The following is a 25,829-nucleotide window of genomic DNA, read 5'->3' on the forward strand; positions in this document are numbered from 1 at the left end:
AATGCCTCCTTATCTGCAACACTCGGATTGGGAACTCTGTGGCAAGATACCTTCTTGAGTGGAGGTTTCATTGAATAATTTCTTTGTTTTGGCTACGGCGATGATACCGGCAACTTGTCCAATTTCTTCGTTCGTAATGAACTCTTGCTTAGCAGAAATAAGTGCCTTCCTCAAATCTTCTTGATCTCCGATGATCATCGCACTTGTTAGTTCAACTAATGCTCGATCTCTGGGTGAGAGGTACTCCGCTCTTAGAGCTTCTTCCACAAAATCAGTATACTTCCGATGTAGCTCAGGCAATAATTGGAGCATTTTAAATTCACCTCACGATAGAATGGTTAGTACATTTATATCAATCTATCCTTATGTAAAGACAGACATGATAACTCACTTATAATAGTTGTTTAACGCAAGTAATTACACGCCTTGTTATATATCACATTTAAATGAATAAGAGACACACATTGAATACACTTCATTATTTATGGCTTAATTCACATTAAAATAAGGATACAAAATACATTTACTTGAATAATTTTCCTTTATTATATTCTGATAATTTGCAAATAGCAACTTTATTTTTCGTTGTTCAACATTAAATTTAAGTGTTGATTTCCAAAAACAGTCATGCTAAAGTCTGTTCATGAATTCATTATTTACTTACAATAGATAGTTAAAAAGTGAGGGATTCTTATATGCAAATGGTATCTATCCGCCAAGCCAAAGTGAACGATTTAAATAGTATATTGGGCATCTACAATCAAGGTATTGAAGATCGAATTGCAACGCTAGAAACGGAAACGAAAGATATGATATACATACAAAAATGGTTTAACCAACATCAAGGGAGACATGTCGCATTGGTAGCAGAGGTATCAGAACAAGTTATTGGATGGGCTTCGTTAAATCCGTACTCGCACCGCTGTGCTTATCACGGTGTCGCTGATTTGTCGATATATATTCATAGAGAGTATCGTGGAAAAGGCATTGGAAATGCGCTCCTTTTAGAGTTGGAAAATGAAGCGAGGAAGCATAACTTTCATAAAATTGTGTTGTTTACCTTTCCCTTTAATAAGGCTGGGCAAGGATTATACCAGAAACTGGGGTATCGAACTGTAGGTTTTTTTGAACAGCAAGGTATTATGGATGGCGAACTTATTGATATTATGATTATGGAAAAACTCATTCACCAAGCTGGAATGCACGGATAAAGGGATGAAAACAACGCTCTTCAGCGACTACTAAAAGAAATGATAAAGGGACGTCGTCATTGTGTATGACAACGTCCCTTTATTAAAAGAAATAATATTAACTATTAGTTGCTTCATACATACTCTTCAGTACATGACGCATTTCAGGCTTGATTGAAATGTCCGGACGTCTCTCCATTGCGAGTTTTTCAGCTTCTTCAACTGTAGTAGCTTCACCCAAGTTCATCAAAAGAGCTGTAGCTACTGTACCCGTACGGTTCCGGCCACCAGCACAGTGAAAGAATACTTTTTTACCTTCCTGAACAGCTTCAGTCACGGCTTGAATAGCGGACTTGATGGATTCTTCCTGATCATTCCCATTTTCAACAATTGGATAATGATGTCGGTGTGCTGAATCAGGAAATCCTTCTTGTGCCTTACCATCATCTCGGAGATCAAATACCTCAGTTACACCTTGCTCCTTGATCGCACTTAGAGCAGCATCTGCTCCCCCAATATATACTTTACCTTTAACCAGTTCATGATAGTTAGACATCGTTATCCTCCTCTTTTCTAATTGTGCTTAACAGCAACTTGAGCCTCCACTAACGACGAGTCCAAGTCCATCAGCAGATTGTTCCACATCCAGGGTAATCGATTCTACGGTAGCTGCAATCTCGGGATCGACAGCTACGCGTATCGCATTGATTTCCTGTACCACATCGTTCTCTGCAGGATCAGCGAGCCCTAGTTGAAAACTGGGTCCACAGCATCCGCCGCCAACCATGGCAAACCGAAGCGTATGCACACCTGCTTCTTTCATCATTGCCTCGATATAGGTTTTAGCACCATCGGTAATCATCATCCTCGGTTGACTCCTCTCTATACTTCACTCGTACTTCCCGCTTCAGTCCAGGTCTTTAAGCTATCATAACCAACTACTTCTCTGGATTCCCATGGTATAATCACGGTGTTTCCATCCGAAGCTTTATGAATCTGCTGAATCCATTCCTGCTCAGCGATGGCCCGTCCGCTAAGAATGGGGTCCATGGTGTCTGTCACGGCAAAACTTTGATTAATGGTCCACCACTTGGTTGGTATACTGGCCCGCTGTAAGTCCTGTTCCAAACGAAAAGCCTCATAATACGGTGTAGCCTCTGCGAGTGTAACAATAACAACACTTGTTTCATTCGGATCACGAAGTCGTGGTAACAAATGCTGAACGGCAGCCGGGATGGCACCTGCTGAACGTGCAATCTCCTTATGGTACTCTTCCGTTGCATCGAGAAGAAGTAACGTGTGCCCTGTTGGAGCCGTATCAATAACCACAATCTCATCGCTGCTTCGTTCAACCAGATTGGCAAATGCACGGAAAACTGCAATTTCTTCAGTACAAGGTGATCTTAAATCTTCTTCCAAGTAAGCCAGACCATCCTCATCCAAAGAATCCTTGTTCTGCTCCAGGACTTCCTGTTTATATCGTTCCAGTTCGACCTTCGGATCGATACAGCTCACGGTGATGTTGTCCGTCTCTTGTTCGAGCACATGACTCAGATGGGAAGCGGGATCGGTTGTGCTCAGATGTACCCGGTGACCTCTCTCTGCCAGACCAACAGCTATAGCTGTTGCGACCGTTGTTTTGCCTACGCCGCCTTTTCCCATGGTGAAAATCACTCGGATACCCTGGTTCTCCATATCATCTACGAGATGTTGCAAAGGGAAAACCAACGAAGAATTTACATTTTTCTCTTGTACCAGCCTAACCTCCGGGGCATCGAAGAAATGACGCAAATGCTCAATGCCAGTGATGTTAAACGGCGCTAGAGGAATTTGATAGATTGGAAGCTGCTGAACAGCTTCAGGAAGTTTCTCCAATGCACGTACCTGTCGACCGTAAAAAGCAGAAGAAACTGTATCCTGCTCGACAACCGAAGAAAGCATCCCGTTCACGATCAATAACTGATTCTGAATACCGATCTCTCCAAGCTCTTGCGATGCCCGCGCAGCTTCCTTCAGCGGCGAATCATCCGGACGAGTCACCAGTACAAGTGTCGTCTCATTGGAATCAGACAAGGTTTGGACGGCATCCTCATATAATGTTTTTTTCGCTTCCAGACCGGCAAGCGGTCCCAGACAGGAAGCGCCATGCGTACTTTCAGATAAAAACCCGCTCCAGGCGGTCGGCAATTGCAACAAACGCAGCGTGTGCCCTGTCGGAGCCGTATCGAACAAGATGTGATCATACTGCTCTCGCAGTTCTTGATTAGTCAGCATGGAACTGAACTCATTAAAGGCAGCTATTTCAACCGTACAGGCTCCAGATAATTGCTCTTCCATCGTGGCGATCACTGTATCTGGAAGCACGCCGCGGTATGGCCCAACCATTTCAGCTTTGTACTCATTAGCGGCGGTTTCAGGATCGAGATTGGCGGCATCCAGATTATTCATTCCAATTACAGGTACGGGGTGATTAGAGAGCTCCATACCAAAAACATCCTGTAGGTTAGAAGCTGGATCGGTGCTCACCAGCAAAACACGCTTCCCCGAATCGGCAAGCGATACGGCTGTTGCACAAGCCGTAGACGTCTTGCCTACGCCCCCTTTTCCGGTAAAAAACAGATAAGGGGTTAACGACATGGATTTCGGTTCAAATCGGTTTAACATGTTGAGAGGACCTTCTTTCCTAAAGCTCGGATTTGGTTTTGACTTCAAGACGTATTCTCGGCTTAGCCACCAGTTCTTCTTCCGTCAAACCGGTCCATTGAACGAATTCTTCGTTGCTTGGATAACCATTTTCCTTTACCACTTGACCATCTACAATGATAATGGGCAGCACTTGAGGACCCTTTTCAGCCAAAAGCTGTCCTACGAGCGGACTTGCCACAAAAGCATCAGGTTCACTGGTTAAGTTATAACGGGATACCTGAAACTGTTTCTTTTGCAAATTATGGACGACAGCAGATACACGAATCAGTTCCGGATCAACACCCGGACCACACACGCCGGAAGAACAACACATGGCAGGATCGTAGATCTCCATTGTTTTCAACGCGAACACCCCTCTCCAAATTAGAAAAGCCGGGAAACATTCTCCCGGCAGTTTGTATTATTTGCCGGTTTCAGCGAACGTTTTAATGCGCTCCCCAATCTGGTCACGAACCCTTTGGAATACAGCCCATTTCTCTTCATCTGTCCCTTGCGCTTTGGCAGGATCATCGAACCCCCAGTGTTCCCGCTTGACATGTTGTGGTGTCATTGGACATTTATCCGCAGCGTCTCCACACAATGTGACTACAAAATCAGCATTGTTCAACAACTCTGAATCAATGATATCGGAAGTTTGAGTTGAAATATCTAGGTCAACTTCTTTCATGGCTTCCACTGCTTTTGGATTCAGACCGTGTGCCTCAATTCCCGCACTATAAATGTTCCAGTCCTCACTTAGATATTTCTTAGCCCAGCCTTCGGCCATTTGGCTCCGGCAAGAGTTGCCAGTGCATAGGAAGTACAGTGTTTTTTTACTCATGTTCATCGTCTCCTCGTTGTTTGAATTATAGAATGCTTTTTATAGAATGCTTAACCACAGATACAGACCCAATAGCGTAATAAGCAGAGTCGGAACGGTGATCATGATACCTGTCTTAAAGTAAGTGCCCCATGAAATTTTGACGCCTTTCGTGCTAAGTACATGAAGCCAGAGTAGCGTCGCCAGTGAACCGATCGGAGTAATCTTGGGACCCAGGTCTGATCCAATAATATTGGCGTAAATGAGCGCCTCCCGAACCTTTCCTGTAGCCGTTGTTGCATCAATGGCAAGCGCATCAATTAGCACGGTAGGCATATTGTTCATCAAGGATGAAATAATTGCCGCAATAAAGCCCATACCCATCGTTGCAGCAAACAATCCTTGATCCGCCACAGCCTGAATGACCACGGCTAGGAGATCCGTTAAACCCACGTTACGTAGACCATAGACCACGACATACATGCCGATGGAGAAGAATACGATGGCCCACGGCGCTTCTTTGACAACCAATGTAGTCGGTACAGCAGAACTGCGGGAAGCCATGAACAGGAAGAATATCGCGACAACACCGGCCACAAGGGATACGGGAATACCGACGAATTCACTGGTGAAGTATCCAATGAGCAGAACTCCCAAGACCACCCACGACAATCGAAACATTTTCATATCTTTAATGGCAGATACTGGAGGTTTCAATTCACTGGCATCAAAACGTTTGGGAATACTCTTTCGGAAGAAGAGATACAATACGCCGATACTCGCAACCAGTGAGAACAGATTCGGAACAAACATCCTTCCTGCGTACTCCATGAATGTAATGCCAAAGAAGTCAGCAGATACAATGTTGACTAGGTTACTTACAACCAGTGGCAAAGAGGTCGTATCCGCAATAAATCCGCTGGCGATAATGAATGGAAATACTTTTTTCTCATCGAAATTCAGTGCGCGTACCATGGCTAGAACAATCGGTGTCAGAATCAGTGCGCCTCCGTCATTGGCAAAGAAGGCAGAAACCACAGCACCCAAGATTGAGACGTAAACAAACATCCGGACACCATTTCCGTGAGCAGCCTTGGCCATATGTAAGGCAGCCCACTCGAAAAATCCGATACGATCCAGAATTAACGAAATCAGAATGATCGCTACAAACGCAAGCGTGGCATTCCAAACGATTTGCGTCACATCCCAGACGTCTTGGAGATTGACCACACCCACAAGTAAAGCAAGAATTGCTCCGCCGCAAGCAGACCAACCAATGGACAGGTTTTTAGGTTGCCAGATGACGAGGACTAACGTAATTAAAAAGATAATGCAGGCCATGACGACAGAAAACACAAGTTCTACCTCCTCTAATCAAGTGCAGTATAGCTAATAACATTCTCCTCATACCTTCATGTCATTCAATTATTATATAATGATGTACTTATATAATGATCAAAAGTTCAACTACAAATGCGAGGTACGTCCACCTTGTTCAGAGTCCGGAGAATGTTTTGGGAATGAGGCATGGCGTCCAGAACGGTTTTGATATAAGGTGTATCATCCACATTTAAAGAATAGTAGACCCACTGTCCTCGTTTATTTTCCTTAACCATCCCTTGATCCTTTAATTTACGTAAATGCTGACTAATCCCCGGTTGAGAAATATCCAAGACATCAACAAATTCGCAAACACACCAATCCCGATCTTTAAGGAGCGTCAACATGGTTAAACGGGTTTTGTCTCCCAAGAGCTTTAGTTTGTCTGCCGCTTCATGTATGGTCTTCAATTGAATTCCTCCTTCCAGACGGTATATAATCGAATAATTATATTATAATATAGTTATTTAATTGTATCAACCCTTTACCGTAAAAAAGTGTGCGTCGACTCCATGGTATAAAGAGTCCACGCACACCGTTTTATTCGGTTGAGTATTCAGCCTCCCTTAACACTGGGAACCGACTCCTTTTTCCCCAAAGACAGCAGCACAGTTTCCTGATCTGGCATCTGATCGAGCACCGCTTTAATATATGGCTTATCTTCTACATCTAAGGAATAGTATACCCACTGCCCCCGGCGTGTTTCGCTAACAATCCCCTGAGACTTTAATTTGCGTAAATGTTGGCTAATTCCGGGTTGAGACATATCAAGTACTTCAACAAAATCACACACACACCATTCTTTCTCTCTAAGAGAATGAGCATGGTCAGACGGGTTTTATCTCCAAGCAACTTTAACTTATCTGAAATTTGTTCAATAGATTCCATTTGCGTTCATCCTTCCCTGCGTTCAACAATCCTAACTGATATATAAGTTTATATTTATATTCTAAAGCAAGGATATGTTGAAATCAAGGAAGTCAGTGTAATGCTTCTTTCGTGAACATAACCTTCAACCAAAACGACCTGCAACATAATTCTCCGTTTTTGGATTTTTCGGGTTACTAAATATTTGGCTTGTGTCGTCGTATTCAATCAGTTCTCCATCCAGAAAAAAGGCACAATGATCTGAAATCCTTGCAGCTTGATGCAAGTTGTGAGTCACCATCACAATCGTATAGGATTGTCGAAGTTCTTTAACGAGTTCTTCAATTTTAAGGGTGGATAACGGATCTAATGCAGCAGTAGACTCATCCATCAGCAAAATTTCAGGATTCATCGCCAGAGCTCGGGCGATACATAAGCGCTGCTGTTGTCCTCCTGAAAGCTGCAGAGCGGATTTTTTTAGCAGGTCTTTCACTTCGTCCCATAAAACCGCTGCTTTCAGACTCTTCTCCACAATATCATTCAACTCGGGTTTGCGGGTAATGCCGTGTAACCGAGGACCATAAGCGATATTATCATAGATTGATTTGGGAAACGGATTAGGCTGCTGAAACACCATTCCCACTTTTTTTCGGAGTAGTTCCACACGCACTTGATCATCATAGATAGCATGCCCCATAATGCGAATATTTCCTTCAATTCGCACCCCATCGATACGATCATTCATCCGGTTAATGGTTCGAAGAAGTGTTGATTTTCCACAGCCCGAAGGACCAATAAACGCAGTAATGGAATGTTCAGGTACATCTAGACTAATATTTTTCACAGCCTGTTGCTGTCCATAAAATACACTCAAGTCTTGAATTTGAATGGCGTTCATACAATATGTCTCCTTAAAATTACAGGTTTTTCTGATATTTATTTCTCAATACAACGGCAATCAGATTAAGTGTAAGCAGCAGAATGAGCAGAACAATAATACCACTCGCGGCTAAATCGTGAAACGAAGTCTGCGGTTTGGATATCCAGTTGTATACCTGTATAGGAAGCACCGTAAATTGGTCCATCAGATTACTAGGTAAAAAGGCTACATAGGTTAAAGCTCCAATCATCACCAGAGGAGCCGTTTCTCCGATTGCTCTGGACACTGCCAAAATGATCCCCGTCAAGATCCCTGGAAAAGCGGACGGAAGGACAGAACGTTGTACGGTCTGCCATTTGCTGGCTCCCAGTGCAAAAGAAGCATCTCTGCGGGAACCTGGAACGGCTTTTATCGCTTCTTGTGCAGACACGATAATCACCGGAAGGACAAGCAGTGTCATGGTTAATGCCCCGGATATCAGACTTCGCTCCAGGTTTAATCCTCTCACAAAAATGGTGAGTCCCAGGATACCATAGACAATGGATGGAACTCCGGCAAGTGTACTAATATTAAGCTGTATTAGTCTAGTCAGCCTGTTTTTCTTTGCGTACTCTTCCAAAAATATAGCTGCTCCGACACCAATAAGAAATGAAATTGGAGCCATGATACAGACCATATAGAGCGTTCCAACGAGGGCTGACTTCAAGCCAGACCCCTCTGCCCTGCGAGAAGGGTAATTGGTAAATAACTCAGGAGTAAATGTAGCAACTCCGTCAATCATAATATCGATAATAAGAAGCATAAGTGCAAGTACCCCGACGGACGTCGCCGCCAGAAACAAAATTTTCATCCAACCGTCTCTTTTTTTCTGGCCTGAACCTGTTTTGTTTCTGTACTCTGGATGTTCTGCTTCACAACCGTTTCAGGCATTTAGTAGACCTCCCTATATCTTTTCGATACAGCCGCAGCAATGATATTTAAGATAAGCGTGATTACAAACAACGTAAGACCTACAGCAAAAATAGATCCATACGCTAGTGATCCATGCGGAGTATCACCCAAACTCACTTGCACGATGTAAGCTGTCATGGTTTGAATACTATCAAGTGGGTTCGCCGTAAGCTGAGGAGTCGCACCTGCTGCAACAGTTACAATCATGGTCTCTCCTATAGCACGAGAAAAGGCAAGAACAAATGAAGAGATAATTCCGGATAATGCTGCAGGAAGAACAACTTGTACAGCCACTTCAAATCGTGTTGCCCCCAGCGCATAAGCCCCGTATCGCAAACTGCTGGGCACAGCTCTCATGGCATCTTCGCTGAGTGATGAAACCATAGGAATGATCATCACGCCAACGGCAATTCCTGCACTTAGGGCATTAAACAGACTCGTTCCGGGAATAAGCGTTTGAATGACAGGGGTAATAAAGCTTAAGGCAAAATATCCATAAACGATGGTTGGAACTCCGGCCAAAACCTCTAGCACAGGTTTCACGATGTTTCGTACTCGCAGTGTTGCATATTCACTCAAATAAATGGCTGTTGCCAGCCCTACAGGGATGGCAATACAACAAGCAATTAGCGTGACCATCAATGTTCCAAACATTAACGGAACTACCCCAAAGCTTACTGGCTGAATTAACAGCGCCCAAGTCGTACCTGTTAAAAATTCAAGAATCGGCACCTGCTTGAAGAATGCAATGGATTCTGAAACGAGTGTGTATACGATGCCTATTGTTGTAAGGATGGACACCAATGCACATAAGAATAAAAGGAAAGGCATCACATAATCTGCGTATCGCACCTGGTTAGAGCGAAAAGGATGATTTCCTTGGGGTATTGTGTTCATATCAGCTCTCCTCATTAAAAACTAAAGCGTGTGTGACGCCTCTTGGTCCCCAAGAAGCATCACACACGTTAAGGTTTACGCGGTTACTTTAACTTCTCCAAATCTTCCTTATACATTTCTTCTGGCAAACGAATATAGCCGACCTCTTCTGACAATTCAGCAGCATTCGTCAAGTAGTATTCAACAAATGCCATAACTTCAGGATTTTCCAGCTTTTGTTTGTTCACATAAATATAAAGCGGTCTGGATAGAGGTGCATAGGTCCCATCATTAATCGTTTCGTGTGTAGGTGTAATTGGACCGTTTCCTCCATCAATGGGAACCACCTTCAACTTGTCCTGATTCTCTTCATAGTAAGCAAATCCGAAATACCCAAGGGAATACTTCTCACCTGCCACACCTTGAACCAGTGTATTATCATCTTCACTGAATGTAACTTGCGCATCGTTCCGGCTTTGCTGCGCTTCCTCGTTTACCGTTTCTGTGAAGTAGTCAAATGTTCCTGAATCGGCACCTGGTGAGTAGATTTTAATATTCTCATTTGGCCATTCACTGCGTACGTCACTCCATTTCATGACTGTACTTCCAGGTTTGAAGATGCTGTGCAACTCTTCTACAGTCAGATGATCGACCCAGTCATTCTCGGGATTGACCAAGACGGAAAGACCATCATATGCAACTTCAAGTTCCAGATACTCTACGCCATTTGCTTTCGCATTTTCGGCTTCTTCCGGTTTAATTGGACGGGATGCATTATTAATCGCCGTCTCTCCGTTAGCAAATCGTTTAAACCCGTCTCCTGTACCTGAAACACCAACGGTGACACGGACATCTCCATGTTCTTTACCAAACTCTTCAGCTACCGCCTCAGTAACGGGATATACCGTACTTGATCCGTCAATATCCACCGTTCCTGTCAATTTTTCCGAGGTGCCTTGTTCTTCTGATGTAGCGGTTTGTCCATTCCCTGAACTCTCGTTACTACCTGTACTAGCTGTACCCCCTGCGCATGCTGACAAAGATAGTGCTCCTACCAGCACCAACAGCATATAAAACCATTTTCCCTTTTTCATGATCCCCATCGCTCCTAAAATTTAATGTTTATATACACATATCATTATTAGTTTATATGATTAAATGAATTCTCCTTTTGTGTTAAATCTGTGTAAAAGGTTTAGCCACAATCGTTTTGGATTCAAAAAGTCCGGAGTAATCCATATTCGTTTAGCAATTCCCTCACGTACATTTTGATCTCTTCTCTAGTTTGACGAACAGCAAGGATCGTAGGATTATTTACAGCGAGTGGATCGGTAATCGGCCATACTCGGTAATCCAGACCAAAAGGGATTACGGGACAGGCCTCTCTGGTCTCATCGCACAGTATAATAATAACGTCGGAATCTACAAATGAAATCATATTGAGGAGCTTGCCCAACTCTTCATGACAAGGTACATGTTCTTCCTGAAGAACTTGAATGGTAAGTGGATGAACAGGCCTCGGATCTATGCCGCCGCTATCTACCTGCACCTGTTTGTCCGCATAGAAAGAAGTATACGAAGCCGCGAGCTGACTTCGACAACGATTATGTGTACACCAGAAAAATATTCGTTTGGGCTGTTTCATTAACTCACTCCTTTAAATTGCAAGCAATATCCAAAGTTTCGTTTGGTTTGAATATGAATCAAATCATCAAATATCTCTATCTTCCGCCGCAGTTCATTCACGTAATACTCAACACGCCTCCGGTCCAGTACAATGTCTTTCGCTAGCAAAAGTTTTAGCTGTTCAGCCGATGTATACTGCTCTGGCCGTTGAAGAAGTTGCATTAATAGATAAATTTCTGCCTTGCGTAGTGCCTGACGAACATGCCCCAAACGTATCTCCATACAATCGAGATAAATTTCAATTTCATTTAACTTAAATGCTTTATGTTGAACAGATACTTGCCAGTCATAAGGTCGAATCTTCATTCTGTACTTGGCCCAAATCAACTTTAGTTTCAAGTTCAATTCCTCAAATTCAAAAGGAACGTTAAGATTTTCCTTAACAAAATCTAAACCTTCTCCAGCTTCATTTCTTTCATCATCAACGGGCGTCTCAGCAAGCAAGAGAATTGGTGGCGTATGTCGAAAAGACTGTATTGTCAAAAGAATATCCCTCTCCTTGGCTTGCTTCGAATCTAAAATAATCAGATCCAGATGACTCGAATCTGTATAGTGTCTATCTTCAAAGTTTTTGACGTGGTATCCTTGCTTGGATAAACCGAATTGCAATAAGCTGATCATCATTGGATTATGATGAATAACTAAAATTTGTTTTGGTACAAAGTCCATCCATTCCATAAGCAAAATCACACCTTCTTCCGTAGACTATAATCAATCTTCTTGAGATACTTAAGTGTCGATAAAAAACTCTATTTCAGACAAATATAAGCCTATGCTTATATTGTAATACTCAATTTACCTAAAGCAAATGGTTTTACAGAAATTTTACAAAGGGCTGGTTTTCAGCAATCCTGATTGGGTGGCTAAAAGATAACCATATCAACATAATTACCGTTTGAAGAAGTAGATCGAGCCATAATAATCTTGACGGAAGTAGGAAAATTCAAGAAGAATATAAAAAGGTACGTTAACAAATAGGTTGTTAACGTACCTTTTTTGAAATTTCAACTCATATCATCCTTCATTAGAACAAGAGGAACTGCAATCACCGGTGGCTTGCACTTGCTTTGCTTGTGGACGACTGACACTGCATACCCCTGTTTCAGGCAGATCGAGTTCTACTTTTGCAGCAGCCTCCAGATCACCCGCCAGAAAAGCAACTACAGATCGAACTTGTTCGTAACCTGTGGCCATCAGGAAGGTCGGTGCACGGCCATAACTTTTCATACCCACAATATACAGGCCTGGTTCTGTATGACGCAATTCCTTTTCCCCATGAGGTCGAACGGTACCGCAACTATGAATGTTCGGATCGATTAGCGGAGCCAACGCTTCCACACTTTCTGTTGCCTGGTCAATGCTCAAACGTAGTTCGCCAAGAAAGGAAAAGTCAGGTCGGCTTCCTGCATTCACAATGATTTCATCCATGTGCTGCAGTTCGCGGCTTTCCCCAAGCTGCTCTCCACTAATAGTGATTCTCTCCCCATCTTGCTTCAACTCCTGAATGTGGAACGGGTGACCACACTAACCTTTCCGGAATCCACCAATTCATGCATGCGACTGCCTAATTCCCCCCTAGCTTCCAGTTGATCATTCGCTTCTCCACCATAAGCTTCCTCTACTTGATCTCTTCGCATAATCCAGGTCAGTTTGGTATGAGCATTCGTTTCTTGCAGTTTAGCTAAATCAAGTAAGGTATTTAAGGCTGAATGGCCGCCACCTACGACAGCAATATGTTTACCCGTATAGCGCACTTGATCGGCCCCAAGTACATCCGGTATACCATAGAATATCTGTTTATGAAGAGATTGCTCCTGAGAAGTCAGTACTCCGCTTGAAAGCACCGGATTTGCTTTTCCCCAGGTTCCCGAAGCGTCAATGACAGCTCTCGCCTCATATTGTTTGGCCTTGCCTTTTTCTTCTACATAGATGACAAAAGGTTGTTGTTCTCTACCGGGTGTTTTCATTTTATCTGTATTTTTGCGACTGATCCCAACAACACGTGTATTCAAATGAAGATCGGAGTTTATCTCGGGTAACTCAGCGAGTGGTCGTAAATACTGATCACGCAGCTCATGTCCCGTCGGTAATTCGTCTGGAGATGGGGCAATCCACCCATTCTTCGTCAACAACCTTTCTGCTGCTTTATCTAGGTTATACTGCCATGGCGAAAATAGACGAACATGGCCCCACTTGGAGATATTCTCACCTACTTTACTCCCCGCCTCAAAAATGATAAATGATTGGCCAGCTTCAATCAGATGTGCCGCTGCTGCCAGACCAATAGGCCCAGCACCAATGATGGCTACAGGTAAATGAGATAGCTCTCCTTGGTGTACAGGATCTTGAAGAGAGATCTGCTTTTCCATGAGCGTAGGTTCACAACAGGACTCGACTGGTTTAAATTCAATGTTTTTCATTTCAAATGACCTCCAGTAGTTAGTTAAATATATTTGCAACCTACAAGTATTAGAGAAATGTAACGGGGTAATAATGCTCATTACCCCACTGACGTACAGCACATTTTCGATTTTAACATACTCTCATTAAGCAGTTTAACAGATTGCATAACGATTGCTTTTTCTGTATCAGTCATGAAAGAAAAAACCTCTTCCAGATGTGTATTCATCCGATGATCTATAGCTGTCGCTACAAACTTCCCCTCTACCGTCAATCTCAGAATGTATACTCTCCGATCTTCAGGATGAGGTGTTTTTAAGACCAGGTTTTTCTTAATCAACGTCTGTATTTGACGACTAAAGGTTGTAATATCCATGGCTAGCGTTTCGGCAATTTGTTGCATAGATGGCTCATGTTGATGGTCAATTTCATATAGGATATGACTTTGGATTAAAGATATTTCCTGCTCTCCAACCGTGCAACAATTTTTATCCAGCAAGCCGAAGCGACGTACCATGATCTGTAATAACTCTCTTGGGTTTTGGTTATCCGGCAACATGATCACCTCTTGGTGTCTATTATAATCATATTATTTGTATATTGCAACTATTTTAAATTATTCTGCTTTTCTAAATTGTTTTGGATATGCTTAACGACATACTCAGCATCTGGCCCCACACCCCGAAGAGTTGCTGATGCAAAGGAGCGCTGTCCAGACAAGCCTACAAAATAAAGTCCGGGGATTGTCTTGCTAATCCCGTTCTTTTGCTCGGGTTCGCCTTGACCATCCAGTCCACCTAATGCATCAATATAAGAAACGTTGGAACGATATCCTGTCGCGAAAATGACGGTTTGGACCTCTTCTTGTGTTCCATCAGACCAGATCACACCTCTGTCATAAAATGCGGTGAACATTTTCTTTTGTTTCGGGTTCCCCGCTTTAAGCCGCTGCTTATATCCATCCAAATCCAGAACGGATGACCCGTTTGCAAATGACTTCCCAAATTTCCAAAACGAATCGATCCCCGTTAGCTTAAACCAGAAGTGAATATCCTGGCCCAAGAGACGCTGCGGGATTAGTGCTACTGGTTCTCTCACAGCAAGTGTTGTTTCAGCTACTTCGGATAGTTCCATCGCAATCTGAACCGCGGAATTTCCTCTCCCTACAACAATGACCGATTGATTATGAAAAGGGGCCGGTGTTCGATACGTCGCGGAATGTAAGATTTCTCCCTCAAATTGTTCATGGTTTGGAATCGAAGGGGTATAGGGTCTACTAAACGATCCAGTTGCCAAAATCAGATTGCGAGCCACGTATTTCTTTCCACTTGAAGTTGTTACTGTAAAAACCCCGGATTCTTTGGATACTTGATCTACATGGCTGTTATAAACCAAAGGCAATCCAAAATGAGAAGCATAGTCCTTCAAGTATTGAATAACTTCATCACGTTGTGGGTATCGATCCCCTGGAGAATCTATCGAAAGCCCCGGCAGAGACGAGTACTTGGCCGGTGAGAATAACTTCAAATTATCGTAATACTGTGGCCACGCCCCTACCGCTGCTCCTCCTGCCTCCAAAATCAAAAAAGACAGCCTTTTCTTTTTTAAATGATAACCGGAAGCAAGTCCTGCCTGACCTCCACCAATAACAATGACATCCCAGATTGGCTCCATAACACATCTCCTTCAAATATAATTAGAGTGATTCATTCTTACAAGGTATGTACTCGTTTAGTATAATTGTTTATTTGCAAATTGCAAGTATATTTCTTCGATGACTAGTTATCTCATCTAAAAAGCTACCCTGGAAGTGTTCATTAAAACGCTCGGTAAAAAAATTATAACGTTTACTTACGTAAACGCTCCACGTCATAAAACCAATGTAAACATGTAGGCTTATGCCCATTATTGCAAATGTTGTATACCTTTCTATAGGCGGCTGCATAGGGTGTGAGTAGATATTTCACCAAAGAAGGAGAATGACTATGTACCCTAAATTATCAAATCGAAATCAATGGCATAATCCAGTGCCTAACATCCGGAATAACAACGGACAGGTCCTCACCCCTCCGTATTGCCATGGAAATGTGAACCTTAGTCACCCTGGTGGAAATATAGAAATAAGAGATTATGGACAACAACCACTTGTAATCAATATTGATCAAGCTACAAAGTATAATCAAAATTATCGTACGGCTCTATGGACAGGAAAGCACTTTCAAGTGACTCTGATGAGTATCCGTGTTGGCGAAGATATCGGTCTGGAAGTCCACCCGACAACCGATCAATTCATACGGATTGAAGAAGGTCAGGGACTTGTGCAAATGGGAGACGAGAAAGACAAATTGAATTTTCAAACGATGGCCTGTGAGGACTATGCCGTTATGGTGCCTGCTGGAAAATGGCACAATATCCAACACAGGCAGTATACCTCTTAAAGTGTACGTGATCTATGCACCGCCTGAGCATCCTTATGGGACAGTGCATGGAACAAAAGCCATTGCCATGTCTTCTGAAAGTTAGTTGATCGTATTCTAATGCAATTTACAAAAGCCTGATTTCTCTTCATCGTCGTGGAGAAAAATCAGGCTATTTCTTAATTTAATTACTTATCGAGGTATCGATACAGCGTTGTTTTGCTAATACCTGTTTCTTCACGAATTTCAGCAAGACTGTACTCTTTACTTTCATACATTTGTATCGCCTTCATTACGTTCCCATCCAATTTACGAGGACGACCTAACTTCGTCCCCTTTTCCTTCGCTTCATCCATTCCTTTTTTCGTGCTTTCACTGCTTAAATCTCCTTGGAAGTCAAGTAAAGCCTTCACATGCTCCAGAAAAATACGACCAGAACTGTCCTGTGTATTCAAATTTTCATTCAGAGAATACAGATGGGCCTCTCGCTTTTGAAATTCCTTCAGCAGATCGACAAGATGTTTTGTAGAGTCAGCTAAGGAGAACAATCGAGTAACAACGACGACATCTCCTGCTTCGAGCTGGTTCATCATGGCATTTAGCTGCGTTCTTTGCTTTGCAGATGAATGTTCTTCCTTCAATATTCGATCACAGGATTTCCGCTTTAAAATTTCGTGTTGATTTTGACAATTCGGGTCATCCTGTGAAGGTCTCATATAGCCAATAATCATGTTAAAACTCCTAACTGCAACTGACATTATAAAATTATAACACAAAATAAGAACCGAAATGGTTCCTTTTTGGGACTTCCTGTGATAAGATCAATATACTTCAACCGGATATGACTTTTAGTCGAGTAAGAGTCATAAAAAAAGATAAGGAGTGGAAGTACACGTGATTGAACGGATTAAGAAAGATTGGTTCTCTAATATTCGAGGGGACATATTAGCCGGGATTGTAGTGGCATTGGCACTCATCCCCGAAGCCATTGCATTTTCTATTATTGCTGGTGTAGATCCCATGGTGGGTCTGTATGCATCGTTTTGTATTGCTGTCATCATCTCATTTATTGGTGGCCGACCAGGGATGATTTCGGCTGCTACTGGAGCCATGGCCTTACTTATGGTTCCTTTGGTCAAGGAACATGGCGTTCAGTATTTACTGGCTGCCACCATTCTTACTGGGGTTATCCAATTGCTTTTTGGCGTATTCAAAATCGGGAAACTCATGAAATTCATCCCGAGGGCTGTCATGATCGGTTTTGTGAATGCTCTCGCTATTCTGATATTCATGGCACAAGTTCCCCATTTTGTAGGCATATCTACGCTGACCTACATCTTCGTTGGAGTTACCTTACTTATTGTATATGTTTTACCCCGATTCTTCAAAGCCATTCCAGCACCTCTTATTGCCATTGTGGTTCTAACCGCAGCTGCCATTTGGGGGAACCTGGATTTGGGAACGGTTGGAGAGCTAGGTATTATCACACAATCTCTTCCCTCATTCTTTATTCCCGATATTCCTTTTAATATCGAAACATTGCAAATTATATTCCCTTATTCTATTTCACTGGCTATTGTCGGGTTGGTTGAATCTCTATTAACGGCTTCCATCGTGGATGATATGACGGGAACGAACAGTAACAAAAACAAAGAAGCTCGCGGACAAGGAATTGCTAACGTCATTACCGGTTTCTTCGGCGGTATGGCAGGCTGCGCCATGATTGGACAGTCTGTAATCAACGTCAAGTCTGGTGGGCGAGGAAGGTTATCTACACTCGTTGCAGGCGTATTCCTCATGTTCCTTATCCTTGTACTTGGCGGTGTCGTTGTTCAGATCCCTATGCCTGTACTCGCCGGGATCATGATCATGGTAGCCGTCGGAACATTTGACTGGTCTTCCTTCTCTTATCTCCGTAAAGCTCCAAAAAGTGATGCACTCGTGATGCTAGTCACCGTTATTGTTGTTGTAGCAACCGATAATCTTGCACTAGGTGTCATTGTCGGCGTCATTCTCAGTGCCATCTTCTTTGCTTCTAAAATTTCAAAGGTGAGTGTGAAGCAGCTCTCAACGGAGAAAAACGTAAGATTTGATGTGTCGGGTCAGCTATTCTTTGCATCGGTGGAAGGTTTTATTGAATCTTTTGACTTCGAGATTGCGGATTCGGACATTAGTATTGATTTTTCAAATGCACATATTTGGGATGACTCAGGTGTAGGGGCTGTCGATAAAGTAGTCATTAGATATCGGGAGAATCATAACCGAGTTAAGATTAAAGGACTGAATACGTCAAGTGAAAAACTCGTAAATAAGTTAGCGGTTTATCAAGATCCAAATGCACAATTAAAATCACATTAAGGTAGGAGAGATGAACATGTATCAACATATTCTACTTGCTGCAGATGGTTCTAATAATGCCATTCGGGCAGCGAAAGAAGCCGCTTATATTGCATCCTTAATCCCTGATGCTGAGGTCGAGATTCTGTTTGTTGTAGACCTGTCCAAGGTCAAAGATGAAGTGCTCCATTCTCAGAATCATGAGGAAATTGAACTGAAACGTAAACAGAAACTTATGCCTGTTCAGCAAGAACTTACAGAGAAACATGTGAACTATCGAGTTACCTTCGTAAATGGAGATCCTGGTCCTACGATTGTTGATTACGCGAATAAGAACAGCGTTGATCTGCTTATTATCGGTAGCCGGGGACTGAACTCCTTACAGGAATTCGTACTTGGAAGTGTGAGTCATAAAGTCGTTAAGAGGGCTCATTGTCCAGTTATGATTGTGAAATAGATGATGGATATGAAGCACAGGACCTCTGCAATTGCAGAGGTCTCGCTTCTTTTTCTAAAGGAATTAGATTAGATCATTTAAACGTTGACTGGAGGAGAGGAAATCTTGGAACACTCCAAATTAAAGACTCAAAAACCACAAAAAACATCACGCTATCTTCCTCCTGCTGTACGTATTTTTGCGCTTGGAGGTCTCGGGGAAATTGGAAAGAACATGTATGGGATCGAATATAAAAATGAAATCATTTTGATTGACGCAGGTTTGAAATTCCCCGATGCCCATATGAACGGTGTAGATTACATTATTCCTGATATACGTTACTTGCTGGACAAGCCTCAACAGATTAAAGCTCTTTTCCTTACTCACGGACATGAAGATCATATTGGCGCTATTCCCTATTTACTCAGACATCTTTCGTTTCCAATCTATGGCGGTGCACTAACAATCGGCTTGGTCAAAGCCAAGTTGGAAGAGCACAAGTTAACGAATTCAGTGGATTTTCATATCATTCAGGATCACGAACGCGTATCATTTCAGCAGCTTTCTGTTCATTTTTTCCGAACAATACACAGCATACCCGATGCCTTTGGTATCGTTGTAGATACGCCCTATGGTTCTATTGTGCACACAGGTGACTTCAAATTTGATATGACACCTGAAGGAAAGACAGCAGATCTTCATAAAATGATGCAGTTAGGTGAAAAAGGTGTGCTTGCTTTGCTGTCTGATAGTACCAACAGTGAACGCGAAGGTCAGTCTCTTTCAGAACAAACAGTGGGTGAATCTGTTTTGGAATTAATCCAGCAATGTGAAGGCCGAGTTTTGTTTGCGACTTTTGCATCCAATGTCCACAGGTTACAACAAGTCATTCATGCTGCTTCAGAGTGTAATCGGAGAATTTTAATACTGGGCCGCAGTATGGAAAAAATATTCTCCATTGGTCAAGAACTTGGACACCTTCATATACCACAAGGTATGTTAATGAATATGAAGGAAATCCACACCACTCCACATCATCAAGTCATCATTTTATGCACGGGTAGTCAAGGAGAGCCTAATGCAGCTTTAACCCGTATTGCAGCCGGCTCCCACCGTCACGTTCAAATATTCCCAGGAGATATGGTTGTCTTTTCTTCTTCTCCGATCCCTGGTAACGTCATTCAAGTCAATCGAAGCATAGATATGCTGATGCGTTCTGGAGCCGCTGTCCTCTACGGAGCAGAGTATGACATTCATACTTCAGGGCATGGATCACGGGAAGATTTAAAACTGATGATACGGACCATGCGCCCGAAATATTTCATACCGATCCATGGAGAATATCGAATGCTGGTAAGTCATCAAAAACTAGCTGAGCAAGTTGGAATACCCTCCAACAGAATCTATGTATTGAACAATGGAGAGCCTCTCCTCATTACTAAATATCATGCTCGAAAAGGAAGGAATCTCCCTTCGGGATCGTCATTTGTGATACGTGGTAAAGTTGAGAGGCATGAGCCTGAACTCATTGATGAACGCAATAGATTGGCTAAGGATGGTGTACTTATTGTAGCACTTGTCTTAAACAATGAGACATGCCAAATGATATCAGGGCCTGATCTCATTAGCCGAGGGTTTGTCTATGTACGAGATGCTAACGAACTGATGAAAACAGCAGAATCACATTTGAAATCCGCACTATATGGACTAGAGCAGAAAAAAGAAGCCCGCTGTGGGATTTGGGAAAGGAAGATCTCAGAAGTACTCCAGAACTTCTTTTACTCACAATTACAACGAACTCCTGTGATTTTCTCTTCCATTCATAGCGTTTCACATCCTACTCAAGTAAAGGACGACTAAACAATGAGAATGATTCAAAAGTTAATTCATCCCGATACACCTGATCCAAATGGCCGAATGTTTGAACGAAAAGCAGCACGTGGCATTATTATGCGTGGTTCTGAGATTCTTCTACTCTATACCCGTAGATATAATGACTACAGTTTTCCCGGAGGTGGTGTGGAAGCGGATGAGGACCTACTAAGTGGGCTAAGAAGAGAAATTGCCGAAGAAACCGGAGCTACCCAGGTTGAGGTAACAAACGAGTTCGGCTACATTGAAGAGTATCGTCCCCATTACAAACCCGAATATGATCTGATCCATATGTTATCTTATTATTATGTTTGCAACATTCATGAACAGCTTGGAGAAGCCAAACTCGAAGATTATGAAATGAACAATGGGATGTCTGCCGTCTGGATCGACATTCATCAGGCCATTAAGCATAATCGGCAGGTAATATTGAATAAAGAGGCTTCCATGGGATTTTCCATTGAAAGAGAGACGATTGTTTTAGAGTTGATTGCATCTGAATTAATCTTTTAGATTAGAATATTAGACTCGCAATGTAATTTGTAATGGCCCCACATTCATGTCCTCAACCAGGACATGAATGTGGGGCCATTAAATTAAACTAACCTGTCTATAACGAACTATCTTATGAAAGTTCGATATAATTATTAGAGTTGAAGCCATCTAGTTACATCTTCAGATATAAGACCATTCTGACGATGTGTGACAGGCATTTCACTGATTTGTAATAAAAAGTAACTATCATGCGTCCGCAGACACTCAAGAAGGTACTTATCTAACAAATCAATATCATCAGCTGTTTTAATTAAATACACTCTGTCATGAAGATGTTTGACCTCAAACAGGTGTTCAAGATGAAAGTTTATACACTCCTCAGTCCATCCTTCATTTTTAGGCTTATAAGAAAACAAATAGAGTTTAGATATAATATTCGCCCCCTTTTACTCTTATAGTCCGCCTTCTTTTGAAGCAGTTTCCTTACGTGGCTTAAATAACACCTTTAACATTGGTGGAGCCATTAAAGTTGTAAGAATGACCATTATAACAACTGAAGTGAAATATTCAGGTAAAAGAAGCCCTGCTTGTATACCAGTTGAAGCAATAATTAATGCAACTTCTCCTCTTGATACCATCCCAGCTCCTATAGCAAAAGAAGATACATTGCTGAATCCTGTAATCTTTGCTCCCAATGCACCGCCCAGTAATTTAGTCAAAACAGCAGCAATGGTTAGAACGACAAGGAATCCTATCTGTTGTCCTACACCTTCAAATGAAACATTGAGGCCAATGCTCACAAAAAACACGGGAACAAAAATTGAATATGCAATGGGCTCGACCTTTTTTCAACAACATTCTTAAAATTCGTTTGTGAGATTGCAATACCGGCAGCAAATGAACCAATTATACCGGCCATACCCATCAAATCAGCAAAGTACGCAAATCCAAAACAAATGAAGAGTGCGATTGATATTATGGGTTCTGTTACCTTAAGAGTTGAGAGCCACTTCATAACACGAGGAACTATAAATACCCCTGCAACAAACACACCTATGAAGAACAGCACTTTCTTCCCTACTAAAAGTCCTAACGATACATCCTGATCTGTACCCAAGAAACTCATCATAAATGCCAAAAGAATAACAACTAAAATATCGTCTACTACAGCAGCTCCGAGAATAGTTGTGCCTTCTTTTGAACTTAAACGATCCATATCCTTCAGCACTTGTACTGAGATGCTTACAGATGTTGCACTGAATAAAACACCCATAAAAAGTGCATAGTTCGTGGATAGTCCAAATAGATCTGCTACTCCAAATCCACCTACAAAAGGAAGAATAATTCCGCCAATGGCAACGGCAACCGCGGACTTCCAGTTTTTCTTTAACTGGTCAAGGTCCGTTTCTAATCCAGCAATGAACATAAGTAATAGGACACCTATCTCAGAGATGTAATGAATAAATTCATTATTATTAATCCACCCGAGAATTGCAGGTCCTAAAATAATACCGACTACCAGTTTGCCAAGTACAGAGGGTTGCCCCAATTTTACTGATACATGTCCTGCTATTTTTGTACTAACAATGATTAAAGCCAAATACCATATAAATTCCATTCTATCTACTCCTCAACAACAACATATAAAATAACTTGAACGCGTTCCTGAACATAATAATTGACCTAAAACCTTAGGTCAATATAGCATTTAAACCAACGAAATAGAGTTGTAATACTTATGATAACCCTTGATAATCCCTGTATACGTATTTTTTAATTAAAAGCCAAAAAACAAGCATTAGGGTCGATTTTTAATATGTACAAAAAAACATAATTACTGAGAAGCGGAACCCCTCAGTCATACTCTACTTGCATACGCATCTTGCCTGAAATAATGAAATCAACTTCATCACCATAGTCCAAATAGCTTGACTGAAGGATCTTCTTTGAAATGATCTATAATCAGACCATCTTGTTTGGTCTTGTAACGTTGTGCATGCTAAGAGTCATTTTTCTTCCTCTGCAGTAGGCAGCCGTCTTTGCTATGATCCACAGTATAGCTCAAAGGCAACCGTCGTTTGTATTTTTATGAACCACCTCCTTTTCTCTGCATTTGTTTAACTAATCTACCTGTTAGCCTAATGAATTGATGAGCGAAAACTTTATTAGAAATATGTCTAATCGGTAATCGAACTATGTTCTTGTCCACTCCGGCAATCGGTACAAGTTCTTGTCCTCAACTGCCAGTTCATTCTGATAATTCTCTTTTTTAATGCCAAGCCGACCGTGTTTAACCTCTCATCGTGTCAGTTTTCCTTTAACAATATAAAAATTGTTATGTATTAAGGTATTTAATGAAGTTGTAACTGCGTGTGTTAAATGTTTAGATATATACCTAATCGGCAATCGGACTATGTTCTTGTCCATTCCGGTAATTGGCACAAGTTCTTGTCCCCAAAAGCAAATTCCAGTAACCAAGATTTCGGTTTTTAATGCCAAGCCGCCCATATTTACTTCTCACATCTTGCCTTTTGTCCCAAAACAACGTGAACATTTTCATGTTTAATGTAGCTTAATGAAGTATTAAGTGCATACGCTGATTATTTAGATATCCATCTAACCGGTAATCAGATCATGTTCTTGTCCATTTCGGCAATCGGTACAAGTTCTTGTCCTAAAAGCTAGTTCCGATAACAATATTTCGCTTTCTTTACCCTATCTGCCCGTGATTTATCTCTAATCAATTCATTTGATCCATTAGAAATGAAAAAACTGTCCTGCACTATACTGACTATTGAGACTTTAATTATTTCTCATTTTATTTAGACATGTATCTAATCGGTAATCGGACTATGTTCTTGTCCATTCCGGCAATCGGTACAAGTTCTTGTCTTTTGCTCGGGACACGAACTTGTACCGATAAATAAAAAAGCCGCTAAAATAGCGACTTCAATGGGTCTATGTTCTTGTCCCTCGACAACAATTGAACTTAAAGTTTATTGCATAAAAAAATTTAAATCCATTTTATTAACCGCTTTCTTCAAATCATCATCTGATAAATGTGTATATATCATCGTTGTCTGTACTGATGAATGACCTAGTTGATCTTTCAGTTTTGGAACATCATTGTTAGCCTTATGATATCGAGTTGCAAATGAATGTCTCAATGCATGCACATTTAAAGATGGTTTACCATAAAGATTAGCATATTTTTGAACTAACTTTTCTATGGCTCTTTGAGTAAGTCTTCGTGTGCCTCCTTTTCTTCCTACAGGAGCAGCTATAAATAAGGCTATCTCTTTTGAGCTGGGTTTATACTTTTGATCTCTAATTTTTATATATTCTTTGATGTCATATAATGCAAGATCACTAAAGTAAACATACTGCTCCTTACCGCCTTTACGGACTACTCGTAGTAAATTTTCAGTCAAGTCTACATCTTCAATATTAGCGCCAACCACTTCGGACAGTCTCAATCCAGATCCCAGAATCAAAGAAGCGATGGCTGTATCACGCTCACGATTAAATAAAAAATAGTTATATAATCTCTTATTTCCTTTAATCAATTCACCATAATCATTTGCAATAAATTGTCTGAATAGATTGAACTCCTCATGCTTCAGAATCTTACCACTGATTTTTTGTGCACTCGACTGAGCTGTGCTTAAAACAGGATTTAATTCTAACTTGGCCATCAGATTACGCTTAATATAAGGAGCTAATTCAGAAGTTTCAGCTTTATTCTGTAAGTAATTAAACAATGATTTAAGTGCAGCCAATTTTCTGTTCACAGTACTTTTAGAGTTCCCTAGTTGATTCTCCAAAAAGAAAAGAAAATTTTCCCCATCACGTATAGTCAATGATTCCAGTGTACTTAACTCAACTTCTTTACGACTACATTTAACAAGCCCCTCAGAAATTAGCCAGTCAAAAAAAATTATATAATCATGGCAATAGTTGAGCATGGTGGTTGGTGATAATTTTCTTTTTCTGCTATCTATATACTCTGTAACATACCAGGGCAAATCATCAAGTTTTTCTTCAATACGTTCTAAATATTTAATTTTTGTTTGCTTTTCCATGGGATTCTCCTTTTTCTAAAGGATACTTTGTACATATTATAATTCAATATTTTTATTCGTCAAATTATTATTTTACGTAATTATATGAGATTATTTGATATCGTTCTTACCATACCATATATATCCATACCAGCAGCCGGGTTGGTTTGGGAAGATAATCAAGGATAAATTTAACATCAAATTAAACATTATTTCCGGCGGGAGCAAAATTCCGGTATATTTGGCGCAGCGACAGCAGTAGAAGTACCACCCATGGATGCATGAAAAGTCACTAGGATAGAGTACGTTTTTACCTTTCTTTAGAGTGAGAATAAAGCCTTCATCATCAAACATAACTGCAAATGCGTTTCCCCTCGTACCTTCACATTTCATACCAAAATAAGTCTCTAAAAACTCGCGAGCAGCAGGAACATCAGTAACTGTTAGGTTCAGATGATTTAATTTCATAATTACAC

Annotated in this window: 24 protein-coding genes and 4 pseudogenes; 6 read left to right on the plus strand and 22 right to left on the minus strand. The window is 41.4% G+C overall.

Going from position 1 to position 25,829, the window contains the following annotated elements; translation table 11 throughout:
* Nucleotides 1-9: 9 nt before the first annotated feature.
* Nucleotides 10-312 (minus strand): carboxymuconolactone decarboxylase family protein, encoded by a 303-nt coding sequence (locus ACTWJ7_RS35450; RefSeq protein ID WP_024634194.1) that lies wholly within the window; start codon nucleotides 310-312, stop codon nucleotides 10-12.
* A gap of 383 nt (nucleotides 313-695) precedes the next feature.
* On the opposite strand from ACTWJ7_RS35450, the gene ACTWJ7_RS35455 reads away from it, so the two are divergent.
* A complete protein-coding gene (locus ACTWJ7_RS35455; protein ID WP_024634514.1) occupies nucleotides 696-1,211 on the plus strand; it encodes an arsinothricin resistance N-acetyltransferase ArsN1 family A in 516 nt (171 codons plus the stop codon).
* A gap of 97 nt (nucleotides 1,212-1,308) precedes the next feature.
* Here ACTWJ7_RS35455 and ACTWJ7_RS35460 read toward each other — a convergent pair whose 3' ends face one another.
* From ACTWJ7_RS35460 to ACTWJ7_RS35540, 17 genes and pseudogenes are all read right to left on the minus strand, one after another.
* A complete protein-coding gene (locus ACTWJ7_RS35460) occupies nucleotides 1,309-1,746 on the minus strand; it encodes a protein-tyrosine phosphatase family protein (RefSeq protein ID WP_301249749.1) in 438 nt (145 codons plus the stop codon).
* Between the two features lie 27 nt (nucleotides 1,747-1,773).
* A complete protein-coding gene (locus tag ACTWJ7_RS35465; RefSeq protein WP_301249748.1) occupies nucleotides 1,774-2,055 on the minus strand; it encodes an iron-sulfur cluster biosynthesis family protein in 282 nt (93 codons plus the stop codon).
* Between the two features lie 17 nt (nucleotides 2,056-2,072).
* Nucleotides 2,073-3,854 (minus strand): arsenical pump-driving ATPase, encoded by a 1,782-nt coding sequence (gene arsA / locus ACTWJ7_RS35470; RefSeq protein ID WP_301249747.1) that lies wholly within the window; start codon nucleotides 3,852-3,854, stop codon nucleotides 2,073-2,075.
* A 19-nt stretch (nucleotides 3,855-3,873) separates the two neighbouring features.
* Entirely contained in the window at nucleotides 3,874-4,239 is a 366-nt protein-coding gene (gene arsD, locus ACTWJ7_RS35475; RefSeq protein WP_024634599.1) for an arsenite efflux transporter metallochaperone ArsD, read from the minus strand.
* Nucleotides 4,240-4,296: 57 nt separating this feature from the next.
* On the minus strand, nucleotides 4,297-4,716 hold the full coding sequence (gene arsC, locus ACTWJ7_RS35480; RefSeq protein ID WP_024634598.1) for an arsenate reductase (thioredoxin): 420 nt from the start codon (nucleotides 4,714-4,716) through the stop codon (nucleotides 4,297-4,299).
* A gap of 39 nt (nucleotides 4,717-4,755) precedes the next feature.
* On the minus strand, nucleotides 4,756-6,051 hold the full coding sequence (locus tag ACTWJ7_RS35485) for an arsenical efflux pump membrane protein ArsB (protein ID WP_024634597.1): 1,296 nt from the start codon (nucleotides 6,049-6,051) through the stop codon (nucleotides 4,756-4,758).
* A 107-nt stretch (nucleotides 6,052-6,158) separates the two neighbouring features.
* Nucleotides 6,159-6,485: an ArsR/SmtB family transcription factor gene (locus ACTWJ7_RS35490; RefSeq protein ID WP_024634430.1), complete on the minus strand. Its 327-nt coding sequence runs from the start codon at nucleotides 6,483-6,485 to the stop codon at nucleotides 6,159-6,161.
* Between the two features lie 146 nt (nucleotides 6,486-6,631).
* Nucleotides 6,632-6,963: pseudogene (locus ACTWJ7_RS35495) on the minus strand (ArsR/SmtB family transcription factor).
* A gap of 124 nt (nucleotides 6,964-7,087) precedes the next feature.
* Nucleotides 7,088-7,840 carry a phosphate ABC transporter ATP-binding protein PstB gene (pstB, locus tag ACTWJ7_RS35500; protein WP_024634428.1) on the minus strand — a complete coding sequence of 251 codons (753 nt, stop codon included), beginning with the start codon at nucleotides 7,838-7,840 and terminating at the stop codon, nucleotides 7,088-7,090.
* A gap of 19 nt (nucleotides 7,841-7,859) precedes the next feature.
* Nucleotides 7,860-8,672 (minus strand): phosphate ABC transporter permease PstA, encoded by an 813-nt coding sequence (gene pstA / locus ACTWJ7_RS35505; protein WP_443146610.1) that lies wholly within the window; start codon nucleotides 8,670-8,672, stop codon nucleotides 7,860-7,862.
* An 80-nt stretch (nucleotides 8,673-8,752) separates the two neighbouring features.
* Nucleotides 8,753-9,670 carry a phosphate ABC transporter permease subunit PstC gene (gene pstC / locus ACTWJ7_RS35510; protein ID WP_443146611.1) on the minus strand — a complete coding sequence of 306 codons (918 nt, stop codon included), beginning with the start codon at nucleotides 9,668-9,670 and terminating at the stop codon, nucleotides 8,753-8,755.
* 83 nt (nucleotides 9,671-9,753) lie between these two features.
* Nucleotides 9,754-10,743 (minus strand): phosphate ABC transporter substrate-binding protein PstS family protein, encoded by a 990-nt coding sequence (locus ACTWJ7_RS35515; RefSeq protein ID WP_443146612.1) that lies wholly within the window; start codon nucleotides 10,741-10,743, stop codon nucleotides 9,754-9,756.
* A 122-nt stretch (nucleotides 10,744-10,865) separates the two neighbouring features.
* The gene (locus ACTWJ7_RS35520; protein WP_443146613.1) at nucleotides 10,866-11,294 is read right to left on the minus strand and encodes an arsenate reductase/protein-tyrosine-phosphatase family protein; all 429 of its coding nucleotides are present in this window, start codon (nucleotides 11,292-11,294) and stop codon (nucleotides 10,866-10,868) included.
* Complete coding sequence (locus ACTWJ7_RS35525) at nucleotides 11,294-12,013, minus strand: winged helix-turn-helix domain-containing protein (protein ID WP_152532790.1); 720 nt, start codon at nucleotides 12,011-12,013, stop codon at nucleotides 11,294-11,296. Before ACTWJ7_RS35525 ends, ACTWJ7_RS35520 begins: the two co-directional genes overlap by 1 nt.
* Nucleotides 12,014-12,349: 336 nt before the next feature.
* A pseudogene (locus ACTWJ7_RS35530) lies at nucleotides 12,350-13,755 on the minus strand (NAD(P)-binding domain-containing protein).
* A gap of 80 nt (nucleotides 13,756-13,835) precedes the next feature.
* On the minus strand, nucleotides 13,836-14,294 hold the full coding sequence (locus tag ACTWJ7_RS35535) for a MarR family winged helix-turn-helix transcriptional regulator (protein WP_175395102.1): 459 nt from the start codon (nucleotides 14,292-14,294) through the stop codon (nucleotides 13,836-13,838).
* A 47-nt stretch (nucleotides 14,295-14,341) separates the two neighbouring features.
* Nucleotides 14,342-15,409 carry a flavin-containing monooxygenase gene (locus ACTWJ7_RS35540; RefSeq protein WP_024634062.1) on the minus strand — a complete coding sequence of 356 codons (1,068 nt, stop codon included), beginning with the start codon at nucleotides 15,407-15,409 and terminating at the stop codon, nucleotides 14,342-14,344.
* 311 nt (nucleotides 15,410-15,720) lie between these two features.
* Between ACTWJ7_RS35540 and ACTWJ7_RS35545 the strand changes: the two are divergent.
* Nucleotides 15,721-16,258, plus strand: a pseudogene (locus tag ACTWJ7_RS35545) (cupin domain-containing protein).
* An 82-nt stretch (nucleotides 16,259-16,340) separates the two neighbouring features.
* Here ACTWJ7_RS35545 and ACTWJ7_RS35550 read toward each other — a convergent pair.
* The gene (locus tag ACTWJ7_RS35550) at nucleotides 16,341-16,883 is read right to left on the minus strand and encodes a recombinase family protein (RefSeq protein WP_024634061.1); all 543 of its coding nucleotides are present in this window, start codon (nucleotides 16,881-16,883) and stop codon (nucleotides 16,341-16,343) included.
* A gap of 163 nt (nucleotides 16,884-17,046) precedes the next feature.
* Here ACTWJ7_RS35550 and ACTWJ7_RS35555 point away from each other — a divergent pair, with 163 nt between their 5' ends.
* The 4 genes from ACTWJ7_RS35555 (at nucleotide 17,047) to ACTWJ7_RS35570 (ending at nucleotide 21,310) form a co-directional block, all read left to right on the plus strand.
* The gene (locus ACTWJ7_RS35555; RefSeq protein ID WP_024634060.1) at nucleotides 17,047-18,510 is read left to right on the plus strand and encodes a SulP family inorganic anion transporter; all 1,464 of its coding nucleotides are present in this window, start codon (nucleotides 17,047-17,049) and stop codon (nucleotides 18,508-18,510) included.
* 16 nt (nucleotides 18,511-18,526) lie between these two features.
* Entirely contained in the window at nucleotides 18,527-18,946 is a 420-nt protein-coding gene (locus tag ACTWJ7_RS35560; protein ID WP_024634059.1) for a universal stress protein, read from the plus strand.
* 105 nt (nucleotides 18,947-19,051) lie between these two features.
* The gene (locus ACTWJ7_RS35565) at nucleotides 19,052-20,785 is read left to right on the plus strand and encodes an RNase J family beta-CASP ribonuclease (protein WP_024634058.1); all 1,734 of its coding nucleotides are present in this window, start codon (nucleotides 19,052-19,054) and stop codon (nucleotides 20,783-20,785) included.
* A gap of 3 nt (nucleotides 20,786-20,788) precedes the next feature.
* Nucleotides 20,789-21,310, plus strand: a complete 522-nt coding sequence (locus ACTWJ7_RS35570; RefSeq protein ID WP_024634057.1) for an NUDIX domain-containing protein — start codon at nucleotides 20,789-20,791, stop codon at nucleotides 21,308-21,310.
* Nucleotides 21,311-21,744: 434 nt separating this feature from the next.
* Here ACTWJ7_RS35570 and ACTWJ7_RS35575 read toward each other — a convergent pair.
* From ACTWJ7_RS35575 to ACTWJ7_RS35585, 3 genes and pseudogenes are all read right to left on the minus strand, one after another.
* Nucleotides 21,745-22,910 (minus strand): annotated as a pseudogene (locus tag ACTWJ7_RS35575) (cation:proton antiporter).
* A gap of 1,378 nt (nucleotides 22,911-24,288) precedes the next feature.
* On the minus strand, nucleotides 24,289-25,374 hold the full coding sequence (gene xerS, locus ACTWJ7_RS35580) for a tyrosine recombinase XerS (RefSeq protein WP_024634443.1): 1,086 nt from the start codon (nucleotides 25,372-25,374) through the stop codon (nucleotides 24,289-24,291).
* A 90-nt stretch (nucleotides 25,375-25,464) separates the two neighbouring features.
* Nucleotides 25,465-25,821, minus strand: a complete 357-nt coding sequence (locus ACTWJ7_RS35585; protein ID WP_443146614.1) for a VOC family protein — start codon at nucleotides 25,819-25,821, stop codon at nucleotides 25,465-25,467.
* Nucleotides 25,822-25,829: the final 8 nt, after the last annotated feature.

The organism is Paenibacillus sp. 1A_MP2, from assembly GCF_052244825.1.
GTDB classification, from domain to species: domain Bacteria; phylum Bacillota; class Bacilli; order Paenibacillales; family Paenibacillaceae; genus Paenibacillus; species Paenibacillus vandeheii.